Raw genomic sequence first — 16847 nt, 5'->3', positions numbered from 1 at the left:
GCAAAACCGGCAGTGATGTACCCTTTCCAGAACCGCGCTTGGCGGGCTGGAAAGTTGGCAATCGTTTCGAGGGCGCGCTCATGAGCAATACCGGCGACGACGACCGCGATTCCGAAGAAATCCCCGCCTATGATGGGGCGGACATCTATGCCGAAGACGGTTCGGTGCGCTCCGACTTCCTGATGCATGTCGGCGCGGCGATTGCCGACCGCGACACGATCTATCTCCGCCAACACGTCGCCGGCCTGCACTCGTCCGAAATGGGCGACCTGCTCGAGGCGATCCAGCCGGAACAGCGCCTGGCGCTCGTCTCGCTGCTTGGCAAGGACTTCGATCTTTCGTCGCTGACCGAAGTCGACGAGGCCATTCGCCTCGACATCGTCGAGCATCTGCCCAACGAGCAGATCGCCGAGGCGCTTGGCGAGATGGATTCGGATGATGCCGTCTACATTCTCGAGGATCTCGATCAAGAGGACCAGGACGAGATCCTGGCGAAGCTGCCCTTTACCGAGCGCGTTCGCTTGCGTCGTTCGCTTGATTATCCCGAGAGCACAGCCGGCCGGCGCATGCAGACGGAGTTCGTCGCGGTGCCACCGTTCTGGACCATCGGCCAGACGATCGACTATATGCGCGAGGACGCGGACCTTCCGGAAAGTTTCACGCAGATCTTCGTCATCGATCCGACCTTCAAGCTCCTGGGTGCCGTTGATCTAGACAAGGTTCTGCGCTCCAAGCGCTCGATCAAGGTCGACGCCATCATGCGCGATACCAGCCATGCCATTCCAGCGGAGATGGATCAGGAAGAGGCGGCGCAGCTCTTCGAGCAATACGACCTTCTTTCGGCTGCTGTGGTGGACGACAACGGCCGGCTCGTCGGGGTTTTGACCATCGACGATGTCGTCGACGTCATCCAGGAGGAGGCGGAGGAAGACTTGCTGCGTCTGAGCGGCGTCGGCGATGAGGAGTTGTCGGACTCGGTCGCCGACGCTTCCCGCTCACGCGTCCCGTGGCTGTTCATCAATTCGATGACGGCCTGTATCTCCGCCTCTGTCATCGGCCTTTTCGATGCGACGATCCAGCAGATCGTGGCGCTTGCCATCCTCATGCCGATCGTCGCGGGCATGGGTGGCAATGCCGGCTCGCAGACGATGACCGTGACGGTGCGCGCGCTTGCGACCCGCGGCCTCGACATTCACAACGCGCCACGAATCATCCGGCGCGAAGCGGGGGTGGGTCTCTTGAACGGCATGATCTTCGGCACGCTGATCGGCCTTCTGGCCGGCCTCTGGTTCCAGGATCCGAATATCGGCGGCATTATCGCCACGGCGATGCTCATCAACATGATGGCCGCGGCCCTTGCCGGCATCATGGTTCCGCTCCTTTTGGAACGCTTTGGCGCCGATCCGGCGGTCTCCTCCGCCGTCTTCGTGACGGCTATTACCGATATCACCGGCTTCTCCAGTTTTCTCGGTATCGCCACCTGGTGGTTTCACGTCACGTGACGTTGCCGGTTGTTTGACTTTTACGTCAAGGTCAACGATAGTGATGGTCAAGAAATCATGGAATGGCAGCGTGAATAAGTACTATAGCATTACCGAATTGACGCGGGAATTCGGCATTTCGACCCGAACGCTGAGGTTCTATGAGGACGAGGGCCTCATTCATCCGGAGCGTCGCGGACGGACCCGCATGTTCCGCCCCGCGGATCGCCGGTTGATACAGGAGATTCTCCGGGGTCGGCGCATCGGTTTCACGATCGCCGAGATCCGCGAGATCATTCAGGTCTATAAGGACCCGCCCGGCGAACTTGGTCAGCTGCAGTTGTTGATGAGCCGCGTCGAGGCGAAGCGCGAAGAGCTCCGGCAGAAGCGCAAGGATATCGAGGACACGCTCACCGAACTAGACAATGTCGAGGAGGCATGTCTGACGCGTCTCGCCGAGATCGGCGTCGGCACCTGATTGGGTACCATTCAGCGCATGAAGATTAAAAAGGTGGCTTTGGCCGCCTTTTTTATTGTCTATAAGCAGCCGATCAGATCCAGCGGCTCGTATGCCGGCAGTAGCGCTCGAACTCGAAGCCGAAGCGCGAAAGCAGATGCCGCTCCTCGTTGCGAATGGCGAAGATCGTGGTCAACATCACCGCCGCAATCGCCATGATGAAGAACCAAGGATTGAGTGTGATCAGGCCAAAGCCGATCATCATCAGCGTGTAGCCGAGATAGATCGGATTGCGCGTGAAGCGGAACGGTCCGTAGGTGACAAGGCACGTGGCGCACCGCTGCGGAAGTACGGCGGTGTGGCGATCCAGCAGCGTCTTGACGGCCCAGAGATCGAGCCAGATTGCTGTCGCGACAAGGATGGCGCCCGAAATCCAAGGCACCCAGCCGTGGCCATGAACCACCGGGATGGGCGAATATCGTGCAAGCAGCAAGGCTGCGAGGGTGGCGGTCCCGTAGAGCAGGGCCGGCCATGGGAAACTCAGCGGCTTGGCACGATAGGCATTCATGTCCTAGTCCCCTGATTGCACGTCCATTGTGCACTGGCCGGCGATTCGCGCAATGCGTTCATCCGTGTTCACGTTGATCTTTCCCCTGTTCAGGTCGTCGAACAGGTTCTGTTCCACCAGACGGTCGAGCGTACATCCGCAAAAGGCGTCACAAGGCACGGCCGGATTGCCACGGCCGCAGGCCTCGACGCAGTTGGTGCGGTAGGCCTGCTTGGGATCCGGCAGTGTCGGCGGCGAGACCAGTGAGAAGAGATAGACCAATCCGATGAGCAGCGGCTGGTGGAGGAGGTATATGGCCAGACTGTGACGCCCCCCGAAGATCAGCGCTTTCGTCCACAGCCGTCTCTTTCCGTCGTTCACCGGGCGCTTGGCAAGCCATGCCATCAGGCGTGCATGCACAAGCTTTGCGGTGCCGAGACCGAGGAGGAACGGTGCGAGCCACGGCAGCAGCGGCACGTAGTCGTTCGAGCGCGGAATCGTTTCGGAAAGGCCGACCCACCAGAGATAGGGTGCGTCGAAGATCGCAGAGCGGAGATAGAGCGGAGCGGCAAAGGCGGCGGCTGCAGCCACGAACGAAACGATTGCCGGAAGCGGCAGGAAGAGAAGGCCGACGAGGCTCGCCGCGGCAATCGAATGGAGGATCCCGAAAAATATGAAGGTGTTGGGGAAGGCGAACCAGGTCGCAATGCTGATAACCGCGGCCGCGCCGGCAATCTTGGCAAAACGACGCATGAAGGCATCGAAACGTATCCTCGGCCGTTGCCCGAGCACGAGGCTGTAGCCCGCCAGAAACAGGAAGCTGCTGGCGATCAGGCGCGCAAAAATCTTCCACCCGCCGGTACCGGCGGTCCCAGCCGCGACATAGCCAAAGAATTCCAGATCCCAGACGAAATGGTAAAGCGCCATGGCCACCAGTGCCAGGCCGCGCAGCACATCGATAAAGACGAGCCGGCGATGGGCGCTCGTCGTTGGTTGCGGTTCAGCGGTTGAGGTCATGTTGCTATCGGACATGGTGTTCGCCATCCTGTTGGCGCCAATGAGATTGGCAGGTCAGGCTTGCGCCAGACCGGCTTTGATTGCTTGGAAATGGAATATACGGCTGGATTCCCGTCCTGAGATATCCGAGACGCGTGGCGCGAGCAGTTAGCGGGCGGCGTCTTCCAACAGGGCCGCGCGCGCCTCCGAGAAGAACTGCCGGCGGGTCAGAACGAAAATGACGAAGATTGTCAGGCCGACGAAGGCGTAGGGGCTGATGAACCAGCCGAGATAGCCGATCGACAGGAAGATCGCCCTGAGACCGGCATTGAAGTGCTTTGCGGCGAGCACGTTCATGCGCACCGCGCGTTCGGCCGCGATCTCGGCGGCGTGCCGGTCGCGTATCATGTCCGCCGTCATCGGTATGCCGCCCATGAGGATCGAGCAGTAGTTGAACAGGCGATAGGACCAGCCGAACTTGAAGAAGGAATAGCCGAAGAGGCAGGTGAGCCCGGCGACCTTCAGCTCGAAGGCCGTTCGGCCCCCGTGGAAGACATAGGGCATGTCGGCGAAGATCATCTGCACCTGCTCGGTCGCGCCCAAGAGAGCGAAGCAGCCGCCGAGCGCAAAGATTGTTGTCGAAGCGAAGAAGGCGGTGCCCGCCTGCAGCCCGGCGATGATCTGGGTGTCGATCATTTTCAGGTCTCGGTTGAGCGAATTGCGAATCCACCGGCCACGATGCTCGTTCATCAGCCGCGTGAGACTGATGCGTTTGAAGCCACGGGTACCGTCTGTTGCCCAGCTGAAGCCGGCCCACAGCAGGATGAACACGGTAAGTGCTATGTAATCTTCGAAGGTCATACACGTGTTTTTGGCATGGCTTTTGGAAATTGCAAGGTGGGCGCGCCTGTGGAGAATCGGCGCTGCATCAACTAGTGTGATGAAATTGCGGCGGAATTTCTTCCCGCAAAAATGCGCGAACCCCAACGTTTGCTGTGTTGACCGGAGTGCGGATGCGCCCCTGTCACCTTTTCGCCATATTTCACCGTTGCGTCTTTACACTTTCTTCAGTATGGATTGCGCCATGCACGGGCCCTTGATGTGTGGCCCGCAGCCGTTGAGAGTTTTTCGGAGACATCATGGACAATACAATACAGAAGTCTTGCTGGGGCGTGACTGCTCGCGCCGTAGCCGGTTTCGCTGGCGTTCTTGTTCTTGCTTATCTTTTCGGCGGCCTTTGATACCCAAAAGTCCTCTGATTGACAGCGCGGCTTCCCGGAAGCCGCGCTGTTTTGATTCCGGGCAGTCGTATCGCGGGTTCGGGCGGCTGCGGACCGAATCGTCGGCGCAATGTCGCACCAACGGGAACTTATGTCGGTTGATCGCCTGATCGACAGGGATAGGATGGCTTAGAGTTTGATCCTATATCTAAGGGTGACGGTATTGCTTCGGTCCTGAGGAGGGATCGAGTTTGTATCGACTGTGCAATCATGCATATGACCGCATCCGGCGATGGGCCGGCGGCATATGTTCAGGCTCCGGGCAGGCAATTCATGTTTCTTTCCGTCTTCGACGTCTTCAAGATCGGCATTGGTCCTTCGAGTTCGCATACGATGGGCCCGATGTCGGCCGCCAATCGCTTTCTCGAACTCATCCTGTCCGACGAATGGCCGCGTCCGTCGCATGCCTCCGTCGCCGCCATCAAGGTCAGCCTGCACGGCTCGCTTGCCCACACCGGCATCGGCCATGGTTCGGGCAGGGCGGTTGTGCTCGGGCTTGTCGGCGAGCGTCCCGATCGCGTCGACCCCGACCGCATGGATGCACTGATCGACGACGTCGAGCGCACCGGGCGCATAACGCCGCCGGGCCATCCATCTTACGAATTTCAGCCGAAGACCGATCTGATCTTCGACAAGAAGGTGCCCTTGCCAGGCCACGCCAACGGCATGTCCTTTTCGGCCTTCGACAAGGACGGCCGCCTTCTGCTCAAGCGCATCTACTATTCGATCGGTGGCGGTTTCGTCGTGACCGATACGGAACTCGAAGCGATGCGCGCTTCCAAGAACAAGCCTGCTGGCGTCAAGGTCCCGTTCCCCTTCAGCACTGCCCAGGAAATGCTCGACATGGCCGCCCGCTCCGGCATGACCATCGCGCAGATGAAGCGGGCAAACGAAGAAACCACCATGTCGCCGCAGGAACTGAATGAGGGGCTCGACCGCATCTGGGGCGCAATGAGCAGCTGCATCGACCGCGGCCTTAGCCAGGACGGCATCATGCCCGGTGGTCTCAAGGTGCGCCGGCGCGCCCGCTCCATTCACGACAAGCTGCAGGAAGAGTGGCGCTCCAACAAGATCAACCCGCTGCTCGCCAACGACTGGTTGAGCGTCTACGCCATGGCGGTGAACGAAGAAAACGCCGCCGGCGGCCGCGTTGTGACGTCGCCGACGAACGGTGCCGCCGGCGTCGTTCCGGCGACCATCCGCTATTACATGCATTTCCACGACGATGCCGATCAGGACGGCGTTCGCGACTATCTGCTGACGGCAGCTGCCATCGGCGGTATCATCAAACACAACGCCTCCATTTCAGGCGCCGAAGTCGGCTGTCAGGGCGAGGTCGGTTCGGCCTCGGCCATGGCGGCAGCGGGCCTTGCTGCTGTCATGGGCGGTTCTCCGGAGCAGATCGAAAACGCCGCCGAGATCGCGCTCGAACATCATCTCGGCATGACCTGCGATCCGGTCGCCGGCCTGGTACAGGTGCCTTGCATCGAACGAAACGCACTCGGCGCCGTCAAGGCCGTTACTGCAGCGTCGCTGGCGCTCAAGGGCGATGGTCAGCATTTCGTGCCGCTCGATGCCTGCATCGAAACCATGCGCCAGACCGGCGTCGACATGAACGAGAAATACAAGGAAACGTCCACCGGCGGCCTGGCGGTCAATGTCGTCGAATGTTGAGCGGCGCACGAACGATTGTGGATGACGCTGCGCAATTCGCTTGACCGTGACGGCCGGACGGGTGTTCAAAAACAGCCATGTCTCTGCATCTCATAAAGCTCTGCGTCGGAGCGGAATCGATCGATGATCTGCGCGAATGGGTTTCGCGCAAGGCCCTGGCTGCGATTGCCGCCGGCCTTGAACCGCATTCATACCACACCACCCGAATGGTGCCGAAACGCATGGACGAGCTGCTGGAAGGCGGCTCGCTCTATTGGGTCATCAAGGGTCAGGTTCAGGCGCGCCAACCGCTGATCGGTATCGAAACCTTTACGGACGGTGAGGGGATCGGTCGCTGCAATCTGCTGCTCGGACCCGAAGTCGTTGAAACGGAGCTGCAGCCGCGTCGGGCCTTCCAGGGCTGGCGCTATCTCAAGGCTAACGAAGCGCCTCGAGATCTGGCGTCGCTTTCGGGCGATGGGGCCGAAATGCCTCTCGAGCTCCGGCGCGAGCTTGCCGAACTCGGTCTGCTCTAAGAGCCTTTCCAGGAAGAGTGCGAAGCGGTTTTCCGCCAGGAAACGCGAAGAACCAAAGAAATAGAACGCTTCAATGGCTCCGTTTAGGACGGAGCGCTCAACTGCATGTTTCCTTAAATCCTATTCGATTTAAGGATAAAAACATGCAGCAATTCAAAGCGCTGCAGCGACCTTTGCGCGTCTAATAAGACGCGCGGCGCTGTGGCCAGACGAAAAAGGCGGCCGAAGCCGCCTTTCAATCTCAGTCTATTCAAAGGATGCGCATCTTCAGCGGGTGGCGACGACCGGGTGCCGTCACGTGAAGATGGATGCCGGCGCGTGGCTGTGTCGAGCGCCAGGCGCGTGCACCATGGGTCAAGAGCATGCCTACCAGATCCTTGGTCTTCGCCTTCGGGCGGTTCAGACCGAGATCGGCAATGCGCATCGCTGCCTCATGCAGCGGATGCAGATTGATGCGCGACGGTTTCGCCCGTCGCCCGGGCAAGGGAGTGACACCCGGAACATTCTCGTTCATTGCCATAACTAACCTCGTACGCTTTACAAAACCGAGGAGGGTGGTCGGACTAACAGATCGGCCACCGAAACTAAATGCCGTCTACTGCTGGGCAGCCCAGCAGGAAATGCCTTTCTTCTTCAACGTCTTGCATGCGTTTACCGCTGCATTCTGGTCGTCGAACCCGCCAAAACGAGCGCGGTAGAGCTGAGCACCGCCATTGCTGAAGGCGACCGTAAAGGGCGTTGCCTTGCTGAGCGCCTTGCCACCCTTGTCCTTGGCGTTGCCGAGCAGGGTCATGGCCTGTTCCTTGTCCGGCGTCGCACCGATCTGGATGACCCAACCCTGGGGCTGCGGTACAGCCTGCGGCTCGGCTTCGGCTGCGACCGGCTCGCGCTTGGGAACGGAGTTGGTGATCTGACCGTCGACCATGCCTGCGGCAACCGGCTGACGCGACAGCTTGATGCTCTGGGCGTCAAGCGTATTGGGGACGATCTTCGGCGACAGGACCGGGTTGTCCGATGCGCGCTTGGTGCCGGCATAGGCCATCTGCACGCTGTTGGTATTTTCGCCACTGTAGCGCACGGACGGAACCGGTCCGGTGTTCGGCAGGTCGAGGCCAGCGGCAGCTGCGACCGGGCTGGAGACCGGCGTTTCCGCGACCTGCGCGACAGCGATAGGCTCTTCGGCGACAGGCGCAACCGGCGTCGGTGCGGTTTCAGCGATCAGGTTGCCACCGCCGCGGCGCGATGCCGCCGGCATGTACTTTGCCACCAGGCGACGCATCTGGGCGTCACGGCTGGCGCCAGAGGTGCCGCCCATGACGACGGCGACGATGCTGCGACCCTCGAGTTGAGCAGAGGTCACCAGGTTGAAGCCTGAGGCACGGGTGTAGCCTGTCTTGATGCCATCGACGCCACGCACATTGCCAAGCAGGCGATTGTGGTTGCCGATCGTCTGCTTGCCGAAGCGGAAGCTGCGCGTGGAGAAGTAATCGTAATACTGTGGAAAATGCTGGCGAAGCGCGAGGCCGAGGCGTGCCTGATCGCGGGCCGTGGTGCGCTGTTCGGTATTCGGCAGGCCGTTGGCGTTGCGATAGGTGGTGCGGGTCATGCCGAGCGCACGCGCCTTGTTGGTCATCATGCGGGCAAAACGCTGCTCCGAGCCACCCAGCAGTTCGCCAAGCGCCGTCGAGGCGTCATTGGCGGAACGGGTGACGAGCGACAGGATCGCCTGCTCGACCGTGATCGATTGCCCCGCGCGCACGCCGAGCTTCGAAGGCGGTTCGGCGGAAGCGTTCTTGGAGAAGGGAACAGGCGTTGACTTGCTGATCCGACCGGCTTCGAGCGCCTCGAACGCCAGATAAAGCGTCATCATCTTGGTCAGCGAAGCGGGGTAGCGCAACTCGTCGGCATCTTCGCCGTAGAGAACCTTGCCGGTTTTCGCGTCGACGACGATGCCCGAATACTTCGGGTTGGCCAAAGCGGGTGCTGCGAAGGCAACCGATGCGACGGCGCCCGCAAGGACGATCCGTCCTACCATCTTTGAAAAGGCGCCGAACGGGCGTTTCGCGAGATCAAGAAAACCTGATTGGGACACTACGCTGCTCTTCATTCTCATGTCATGGGTGTTGTCCGGACGCCGCCTCCGGGAACGACCGTTCCTGAGACAGTATCGGCATAGCGTTACCAATCGGTTTATGATGAATGATTGGTTTCCGGAATCGGACGCATTTGTACAGAGGTGATACCGGTGTAGCGCAATGGTGCGGCGCACAAGCCAGCATCACACCACTTGGACAAAATCAGGGCACGAGATGGCTTTTCACGAAGCCACCCACAGCATTGTCGATTTCGCGCCATTGCGGCAGCAGATTGCGGGAGAAGCGGTAAAGGACGACGAGATCCTTGCCGGCATGAATATCGCGCTGGCAGTCCGCACTCGTGGAGGCCTCGTTCGCGCGAGGCTCCAGACAGCGCACGACGTAGGGTGGCTCCTTTCCACGCGCAGCTGTGAAGAAGGCCTCGCCGGCATAGCTCGACGTCGCCTTGACGCCGTGCCGCGTCAACCCATTGGGGCCAGGGCCTGTGGCGCCCTCGAAGACCTGGGTGTAGATGGGGTCGAGCCGACCGGACATGTCGCGCGACATCGTGCTCTGCGCGATCTGCAGGAAGATCAGGGCCTCCGGACGGCTGACGTCATTGAAGAGGTTGCGGTTGTCGTCGCTGTACCCCTCGAGCGCTGGCCATGTCACGTAAACGTCGACCCGTTCGGCGATCGACGTCGCCCGCTGGTTTTCAAAGCGAATGACGTTGGCGGGCAGGCGTAGGTGATCCTGACCGATGAAGATATCGTAGGGCACGAGGCTTGACGTGTGGCCGGCCAGTGCGAGGTTTTCCCCGAACCAACGCCCCGACAGGGAAAGTGCGGCGGTGATCGCGGCAAGCAGGACAACGACCGCGGTGATCTTGTAGACGAAGCGCCTCGAAAGGAGCGGGCTGAGTTCCGGCTCCGAGTTCCCGTTGGAAGAGGTGCTCATCGATGGGGCGTCCCGTCGCGGTAGCCGCGCGATATGTGGCGGTTCAGCTGCAGCTGGTCGGTCGGCAGCGCAAGTTGGACTCTGGCAGGGGTGGCTTGCCTGACGCTGGTCGAAGGTGGTTAATTTTCGATTAAATAGGCGCGTCTTCCGCTTGTGCGCGCCTGATCTCGGCGCGCTGGGGTGGCCGAGAACAAGAAAGCCGGCTCCGAGGGACAGCGGAACCGGCCAGGGCCTGGTCTGAAACGGGGATGGGACTGACCGAAGCCCGGATAACTGATCGCGGCGCGGGAAATCACCCAACCACGCCGCGGTCATTCTGTGAGGGTTACTGGGTGCGGACGCTGCCGACTGCGACCGTGCGGCCATCCTGCAGCTTGACCCAGCGGCCAGCATGTTCGGTCGACTGCCGCTTGAGGTATGTGTATTCGGTATCCGACCACAGCAGCACTTTGTTGCGCATGTTGTCGAGGATGAAGTCGCCGCGATCGGTGCGCACGGTCAGGACCGCGTGGCCATCGCCATTCGGCTGAAGGACGACAGTGATCAAAAGGTCAGAGCCGGCGAAGCCGCTTTCGATGAGTTTGCGGCGCTTCAGCAAAACGTAGTCTTCGCAGTCGCCGACGCTGTCCGGGTAGGACCACTTTTCCTCGACGCCGTGGATTTCCATGTCGGTCATCGGCGTGACCGCCTGGTTGACGTCGTAGTTGACCTCGAGAATTTTCTGCCAGCTTTCGCGCGTCAGGACCATCGGGCCGCGATCGGCGCCGTTCGAGCGGCATTCGCCCGGATTGATCTTGCAGAACTCATAGTGGCCGATCGGCGGGTTGGTCGCACCGGTCACGGTCATGTTCGCCGGAAGGGCCATTGCGCCTTCGACCAGGCCGCCGGTCAAAAGTGCGGCGACAGCGATCATCTTGGTGATTGTCTTGAGCATGATTGTCTCCCCGTTATGGTTCGACAATGGCACGGACATTTTTATCGCTGGCGAATATGCGAGGTAAAACAAAGTACAAATGAAAATCGTATCAGAATAAAATAAGAACAGATTTTGAGATATATTTTAGTCGAATTTGATTCAAATTTTATCGATCTTGAACGGCCGTCGAGCACGCAAGTGGAATCTGTTAAGCATCTAAATGGTTGCAAGAGTGGGGTTTTGTGAGCGCATATCGACGGATAGCGTGCCAATGCCCGGGTGCATGGCGGCAGCTGGATGTGTCGGGGAGGGGCAATTTCGCCACTTTGCGTTTGGCCGCAATGCTTGATTTCAACGTGAAATCAACGCGACGAGCGAAAATACGGAGAAAAATTATTTGAAAAAAGTTGTGCCGAAAATCGGCAAAGGGAGCCACGGGCTGTGCTGAAATGGAGCAACAAGGCGCCGCGGTCGGAACGGACGCGCGGAAACATCGGTTCGATCGTCGAGAGTGTTGGGCCGGAATAGCCCCGATCCAGGGCGGTCTACCGCGTCGGCGTTGCCGATTATGCTCGGCCGCATACGGATGCCGCCGAGGACGAAGCGTCACGATTGAGGGCTGGCAATGCCGTTGAGGCGGCGGCCGAAATCGCCCAAAGCGCTATCGCGCAAACGAACGCAGCGATTTTGCGATAACGTCATGCGCATCACAAGAGTTTGAGGCGCAGTCCGCGGATACGACTGCTTAAATCCTTAAATCGGAATCGATTCAAGGAGAGAATCATGCAGCAGATTTAAAGTGCTGCAGCGTCCTTTGCGCGTTGACGCGCGGCGCCGTAGAGGCCGCGACGCGGTTTAGAGGAATTCCGTCAGGGCTTCGCGGGACTGGACGCCCGAGAATTCGATGGCAACGCCTTCCTGGAAATGACGGACAATCTTGCCCTTCATGTTGCCGAGCTTGATTTGCGTGCCGATCGGGGGGCGGTTTTCAATGTCCACCGCGGCGCCGGACATCGAAAGGTCGATGATGCGGCAGGGATACTTGGCACCGGTATCGAGCGTCAGCTCGGTCAGCGTCTTGCGCGGAGCAAGACGATCGTGGCGACGATCTTCGGGAAGGCCGAGTTCGTGCTTGTTGGCAATCCACGTCAATTGCGCCGCAAGCTTCTCGCGCTTGCGCTCCGTGGCGTTGAGCTGGATGACGAAGGCGTTTTCGGCGAGCCGAGACACGGTGCCTTCGAGCCGGCCGACGTGATCGATGTAGGCAATGATGCGTTCGCCGGCACGTGGGCGGGCTGGCGATAACAGAAGCACGTCACCCGGTGACATGTCGACGGCGGTGCAGTCGAATTCGTCGTGGTTGGCAAGCATCAGTCGCCCGGTAAGGTTCACCGAGACGCGCTGAAATGCGCCTTCCTGGTGCGGCTTCGGACCGGTATTTTGAGCTTGCTGGAACGAGAACATGATCACTCTGCATGACGTATCTTGGCAGGCAAAGCATAGTGCGGTCCGGTTAATAGAATGTTCGCCCTGCGGTTGGTGGCTGCGCGGATCTTGGCACAGGCGTTTGTCAGGCGTCGCGGCCGCCCTCGAAGACGCGCAAGTGTTGCACCTGCCGGATTCCGGGAGAAAATGCCTCGTCCATGGCCGGTTCCCTTAGGAGCGCCGCCGTCCGATCCGGATCGAGCACTCTGAGGCCCCTAACATCGAGACCGCTGACCGGTGCGGCGTGCAACCAGTACGGGCGCGACAATGGTGAGAGAGAACCGAGAATGCGGTCACTGTGACCTTCGTTGGAGGCGAGGGGAAGGAGCAGAGCCTCGATCTCCAATTCTCTCCTGTCTTCCGTCAGTGCAATCGCCGACAGCATGACGGGCACGTGTCGTGCCATCACCTGCGTGCTGACTTGAAGCGTTCTGCCAGCCTGGGTCCCGAACCAGAGTGTACCGAACTGCTGGCCGCGCAGTTCCTGGCCGAAGAGGGCGCAGACATGCGTTCCAGCCAGGCGGAATTTTATACTGGCGAAACTGTCCCTCTCGAGGATGAAGAGCTCAGGCAGGAGTGTCCGGATGGCCGACGGTTCGATTTCGTCGCGACGCGGTAGTTCACGGTCGCCACGAATGAGGTTCCAATACTGGAACAACTGCGTTGATGTCTTGCTGCGCATGATGTCGTTCATTCCATTTCGCGCGATCTGTGTGCCGATCCGGCACAAATTCGACCGCTCATACCGGTTGTCCTGATGACAGAGCGAATTCCGTGCCACCTGGAAATTAAGGTTAACAAACGGTTTCGATTGCTTCGGCCGCAGCGGGCTGGCACCTGAATGAACATCACTTCACGAAGGATTGCCTTCGGCACAGATTTTGAGCTCTGGGTATTGGGAGCTCACCGACCGTTCAGTTTTTACTGGACGGTCTTTTTTTGTTTGCTTATGGCTGGGCGCGCTGTCCGGCGATGCGCAATTGCCCGGCCGACTGGGTCGGATTGAAACGGACATGCGGACGGAAGAGAGCAGCAGCCATGGAACGAGATCAGGCAGCGACGCCACCGGAGGCGGAGCGGGAAGGCGCCGTCCAGCGCACGCACGAGCCCGCATTCAACCTGCCGGCGGGGCTGACGTGCATCCTGTTGTTCCTCGTCGCTATTCATGCGCTTCGCACCTATGTCTTCTCGAGCAGTCTCGACCAGGATATCATCCTGAACTTCGCCTTCCTTCCAGCGCGCTATGATCATCCGCTTGCCGAGCAGAGCCTTGCGTGGCTCTGGAGCCCGGTGACGTATTCGTTCCTGCACGGAAGCTGGGAGCACCTGATCTTCAATATCTTCTGGATGGTTGCCTTTGGGGCACCGGTGGCCCGGCGCATCGGCATGGCGCGGCTGGCTCTCTTCTGGGCTCTTTCGGCCGCCGCTGCCGTAGCACTTCACACAGTATTTCACTGGGGCGAGATGATCGTCGTGGTCGGCGCCTCGGGGGTCGTTTCGGGTTTCATGGGTGGCGCGGCGCGATTCGTGTTTTCGCCAAGCGGCCGCATCAGTCGGCAGTTCGCCCACCTCAATCGCAGGCTTTCCTTCAGCGAGGCGCTCTCCAATCGCTCAGTCGTCGTTTTCAGCGGCATCTGGTTCCTGACGAATTTCCTCGTCGGGTTCGGCATGTTCACGCCTGGCGGAGCCGACAGCGTGGCGTGGGAAGCGCATATCGGCGGTTTCCTCTTTGGCTTCCTCCTGTTCGCGTTGTTCGACCCACGCGATTGAGAACGCACCGATCCTGTTGCGATCATTGTCAGAACGCTTGATTTCCCGGGAACGCTGGCGCACCATTTGAAACGGCCGATATTGTCCATGGACGGTGCGGCCCGTGAAGGCCGGGTGCTCAAAGGTATAGCGCGTTTCTGAGGAGCGACGCGTCAGCCTTGCAGGTACCGGAGTGGGTATAGGTTCCGTTGCCCGACTGTGCCGCACACGACAGGCTGGAACCTTCCCCGCCGACCCGGCGTCGTCGCAACGGGGAGAAGTGTGCATGTCAGTAAAAGCGATACTCAATGAAAAGGGCCGGAACGTCGTGACCGTCGGTCCTCGCATGACGGTTCAACAGGCCGCAGTCCTTCTGCGTGACAATCATATCGGCGCAGTGATCATCATCGATGCGGATGATCAGATCACCGGCATCCTGACCGAGCGCGATATCGTCGCCGCCATTGCCAAACATGGCGCTGCCTGTCTGGAGAAGCCGGTCTCGGCCGTGATGTGGCAGAACGTCTATTGCTGCACCGAGGAAATGTCCGTCGATACGCTGATGGAAATGATGAGCAAGCTGCGAGCCCGTCATCTGCCAGTTGAAACGAATGGGCACCTGGCCGGCATTATTTCGATCGGTGACGTGATCAAGCATCACATTCGCGCGATGGAGCAAGAGGCCGAGCACATCAAGGCCTATATAGCTGGATAATTGAAAGGGGCGGTTTCCGCCGCCCTTTTGTTGTCCGTCTGCGGCGCAATCTCGAACAGTCGTGCTGAACGCGCGCTGGCACTTTCCGCCATCGCTAAATGTGCGACCGGTACAGCAATCCCTTGGAGCAACGCGGAAACCTGGCATTGCGCCCGTTGTCAGCGAACCAGGACTTCCTGCATCCGGCGGATTTCGGCGAGCTTGGCTTTCGCTTCCTGATAGCCGCGATCAATCGCCTCTCCGGCGCGGTGGAATTCCGAGAGCCCGATGTCGTTGAGCTTCGGATGGAGGGCCAGATCCGGAGGATCGCCGGCAAGGCGCGCACGCGAGATGCGATCCTGAATGATGTTGAAGGCCTGAACCATGACGCTGGTCATGCCCATGCGCGCCGAGTGGTGCGTCGGCTCGTTGATGGCCGGCATATCCAGGGTCTCTGTGCCGGCGCTGTGTTTGACCACGGCAGAGCGGCCATAGAGATCGTAGTTAAGGTTCACGGCAACGACGAGCTGCTGTTCATGCGCACGGCATACCGAAACCGGTACGGGGTTGACCAGTGCGCCGTCCATTAATGTCCGGCCGTTGGCATTGATCGGCTCGAAGATGCCGGGAAGGGCATAGGACGCGCGGATGGCGGTGATCAGAGAGCCCTTTTCCAGCCAGACTTCGTGGCCGCTATGCACCTCGGTTGCAACCGCAATGAACGGTCGGTCGAGGCTCTCGATGCTTAGGCCCTTGAGATGCTCCTGCATGCGCTTGGTCAAGCGCAGCCCACCGAAGAGGCCGCCGCCGCCGATGGCGAAATCGAGCAGGCCGGCAATGCGTCGTACAGTCAGTGACCGGGCAAATGCTTCCAGTTCATCGAGCTTGCCGGCGAGATAACAGCCACCGACAAGAGCGCCGATGGAGGTACCGGCGATCATGCCGACCTCGATGCCTTCTTCGTCGAGCGCTCTGAGCACGCCGATATGGGCCCAGCCGCGAGCGGCGCCGCCGCCGAGCGCGATTGCGATCTTGGGCGGTCTGGGCGGCACGGCGGGTTCAGATGGTGTTGTCGAGAGTGATGACCCGTCCGGGTCGGTCAGGTCGGCAATCTGGCTGCTACGCGTAAAAGTCCAGTTCAACATCCGGCACCTCCAACACCGCCGAACACGTGGCAGCGCAACACGTCCTTCAGAATGCGCGAAGGGCGTCGTGGCGCTCCATGCATTGACTCAAACTTCCGAAGACCAGATTCGATCCTGGAACGACGCAATAATTTTGAGCGCACTTGTCTGGAGGAAAACCTGCCAAGCCGGCGCTGGTGCCGGCCTTGTCCTTATTCATCGCTGAAAGACTGGCACCGTTATTCAGATTACCATCGATCCTGTCGCCGCGTGCGGCGGGGCCGATAAACATTCACTACAGTTTGCAATGTTACCCGGCTTGCGGCCGTTCCCAGGGAAACTGCATCCTTGCCGAAGGATTAGGCGCCCGCTGGGTTACCAAAATATCAACGCAGTATGCACCCGCCCCAAAAAGATGCGCAATGCTTAATTTTTGTCATAAACCTCGGTCGGGTCGAAATGCCTGATGTCGTCGGTGATCGTAACGGTAGCACGGCCGCCATCGGTGCCGACCGTTCGATAGAAGCAGGAGCGGCGGCCGGTGTGGCAGGTTGCGTCGTGTCCGGCGACCGACACCTTGAGCCAGATGGCGTCCTGGTCGCAATCGGTGCGAATCTCTTTCACCGTCTGAAGATTGCCGGAGCTCTCGCCCTTCTTCCAGAGGCTCTTTCGGGAGCGGCTGTAATAGTGGGCGACGCCGGTCTCGATCGTCAGCGCCAGCGCTTCGGCGTTCATGTGCGCGACCATCAGCAACTCGCCGTCGCGTGCGTCGGTGACGACGGCGGTGATCAGCCCCTTTTCATCGAAGCGGGGCGTGAAGGCCGGACCGTTTTCCAGTTCGGCATTGTTGGAGGAGGGGGTCTCGAATGTGAGCGTCATGAAAGGCTCCGTTGGTAG

General features: G+C 59.9%; 18 protein-coding genes. 6 read left to right on the top strand and 12 right to left on the bottom strand.

Features of this window, described 5'->3' with window-relative positions:
* Positions 1-80: 80 nt before the first annotated feature.
* Both mgtE and ASD52_RS22515 read left to right on the top strand, forming a co-directional pair.
* Positions 81-1502 (top strand): magnesium transporter, encoded by a 1422-nt coding sequence (gene mgtE, locus ASD52_RS22520; protein ID WP_025426709.1) that lies wholly within the window; start codon positions 81-83, stop codon positions 1500-1502.
* A 70-nt stretch (positions 1503-1572) separates the two neighbouring features.
* A complete protein-coding gene (locus ASD52_RS22515) occupies positions 1573-1959 on the top strand; it encodes a MerR family DNA-binding transcriptional regulator (protein ID WP_025426710.1) in 387 nt (128 codons plus the stop codon).
* Positions 1960-2032: 73 nt separating this feature from the next.
* Here ASD52_RS22515 and ASD52_RS22510 read toward each other — a convergent pair whose 3' ends face one another.
* The 3 genes from ASD52_RS22510 to ASD52_RS22500 all read right to left on the bottom strand — a co-directional run bounded on the left by ASD52_RS22510 (position 2033) and on the right by ASD52_RS22500 (position 4342).
* A complete protein-coding gene (locus tag ASD52_RS22510) occupies positions 2033-2506 on the bottom strand; it encodes an isoprenylcysteine carboxylmethyltransferase family protein (RefSeq protein WP_025426711.1) in 474 nt (157 codons plus the stop codon).
* A gap of 3 nt (positions 2507-2509) precedes the next feature.
* On the bottom strand, positions 2510-3517 hold the full coding sequence (locus tag ASD52_RS22505; RefSeq protein ID WP_057205114.1) for a DUF1624 domain-containing protein: 1008 nt from the start codon (positions 3515-3517) through the stop codon (positions 2510-2512).
* Positions 3518-3649: 132 nt separating this feature from the next.
* Positions 3650-4342, bottom strand: a complete 693-nt coding sequence (locus ASD52_RS22500; RefSeq protein ID WP_025426713.1) for a DUF599 domain-containing protein — start codon at positions 4340-4342, stop codon at positions 3650-3652.
* A gap of 692 nt (positions 4343-5034) precedes the next feature.
* Between ASD52_RS22500 and ASD52_RS22495 the strand changes: the two genes are divergently transcribed.
* Both ASD52_RS22495 and ASD52_RS22490 read left to right on the top strand, forming a co-directional pair.
* Entirely contained in the window at positions 5035-6435 is a 1401-nt protein-coding gene (locus ASD52_RS22495; RefSeq protein ID WP_025426714.1) for an L-serine ammonia-lyase, read from the top strand.
* A gap of 77 nt (positions 6436-6512) precedes the next feature.
* On the top strand, positions 6513-6950 hold the full coding sequence (locus ASD52_RS22490) for a DUF1489 family protein (RefSeq protein ID WP_025426715.1): 438 nt from the start codon (positions 6513-6515) through the stop codon (positions 6948-6950).
* Positions 6951-7200: 250 nt separating this feature from the next.
* Here ASD52_RS22490 and ASD52_RS22485 read toward each other — a convergent pair whose 3' ends face one another.
* The 6 genes from ASD52_RS22485 to ASD52_RS22460 form a co-directional block, all read right to left on the bottom strand.
* On the bottom strand, positions 7201-7470 hold the full coding sequence (locus tag ASD52_RS22485; protein ID WP_025426716.1) for a hypothetical protein: 270 nt from the start codon (positions 7468-7470) through the stop codon (positions 7201-7203).
* Positions 7471-7545: 75 nt separating this feature from the next.
* Positions 7546-9063 carry a D-alanyl-D-alanine carboxypeptidase gene (locus ASD52_RS22480; RefSeq protein ID WP_057205111.1) on the bottom strand — a complete coding sequence of 506 codons (1518 nt, stop codon included), beginning with the start codon at positions 9061-9063 and terminating at the stop codon, positions 7546-7548.
* A gap of 184 nt (positions 9064-9247) precedes the next feature.
* Positions 9248-9982 (bottom strand): hypothetical protein, encoded by a 735-nt coding sequence (locus tag ASD52_RS22475; RefSeq protein ID WP_025426718.1) that lies wholly within the window; start codon positions 9980-9982, stop codon positions 9248-9250.
* Between the two features lie 325 nt (positions 9983-10307).
* A complete protein-coding gene (locus ASD52_RS22470; protein WP_025426719.1) occupies positions 10308-10916 on the bottom strand; it encodes a transglutaminase-like cysteine peptidase in 609 nt (202 codons plus the stop codon).
* An 837-nt stretch (positions 10917-11753) separates the two neighbouring features.
* Positions 11754-12362, bottom strand: coding sequence for a PilZ domain-containing protein (locus tag ASD52_RS22465; RefSeq protein WP_025426720.1), 609 nt, complete (start codon positions 12360-12362; stop codon positions 11754-11756).
* 106 nt (positions 12363-12468) lie between these two features.
* Entirely contained in the window at positions 12469-13077 is a 609-nt protein-coding gene (locus ASD52_RS22460; RefSeq protein WP_051509159.1) for a PAS domain-containing protein, read from the bottom strand.
* Between the two features lie 344 nt (positions 13078-13421).
* Here ASD52_RS22460 and ASD52_RS22455 point away from each other — a divergent pair, with 344 nt between their 5' ends.
* Positions 13422-14153, top strand: a complete 732-nt coding sequence (locus ASD52_RS22455; RefSeq protein ID WP_025426722.1) for a rhomboid family intramembrane serine protease — start codon at positions 13422-13424, stop codon at positions 14151-14153.
* 265 nt (positions 14154-14418) lie between these two features.
* Positions 14419-14847 (top strand): CBS domain-containing protein, encoded by a 429-nt coding sequence (locus tag ASD52_RS22450; RefSeq protein WP_025426723.1) that lies wholly within the window; start codon positions 14419-14421, stop codon positions 14845-14847.
* 158 nt (positions 14848-15005) lie between these two features.
* On the opposite strand, the gene ASD52_RS22445 is transcribed toward ASD52_RS22450, so the two are convergent.
* The 3 genes from ASD52_RS22445 to hisI form a co-directional block, all read right to left on the bottom strand.
* Positions 15006-15971: a patatin-like phospholipase family protein gene (locus tag ASD52_RS22445; protein ID WP_025426724.1), complete on the bottom strand. Its 966-nt coding sequence runs from the start codon at positions 15969-15971 to the stop codon at positions 15006-15008.
* Positions 15972-16017: 46 nt separating this feature from the next.
* A complete protein-coding gene (locus ASD52_RS38685; protein WP_146160899.1) occupies positions 16018-16242 on the bottom strand; it encodes a hypothetical protein in 225 nt (74 codons plus the stop codon).
* A gap of 134 nt (positions 16243-16376) precedes the next feature.
* On the bottom strand, positions 16377-16829 hold the full coding sequence (gene hisI / locus ASD52_RS22440; protein WP_025426725.1) for a phosphoribosyl-AMP cyclohydrolase: 453 nt from the start codon (positions 16827-16829) through the stop codon (positions 16377-16379).
* Positions 16830-16847: the final 18 nt, after the last annotated feature.

It is taken from the genome of Ensifer sp. Root142 (genome assembly GCF_001426785.1).
Taxonomy (GTDB): Bacteria; Pseudomonadota; Alphaproteobacteria; order Rhizobiales; family Rhizobiaceae; genus Ensifer; species Ensifer canadensis.
This window is presented reverse-complemented; position numbering and strand designations above follow the sequence as displayed.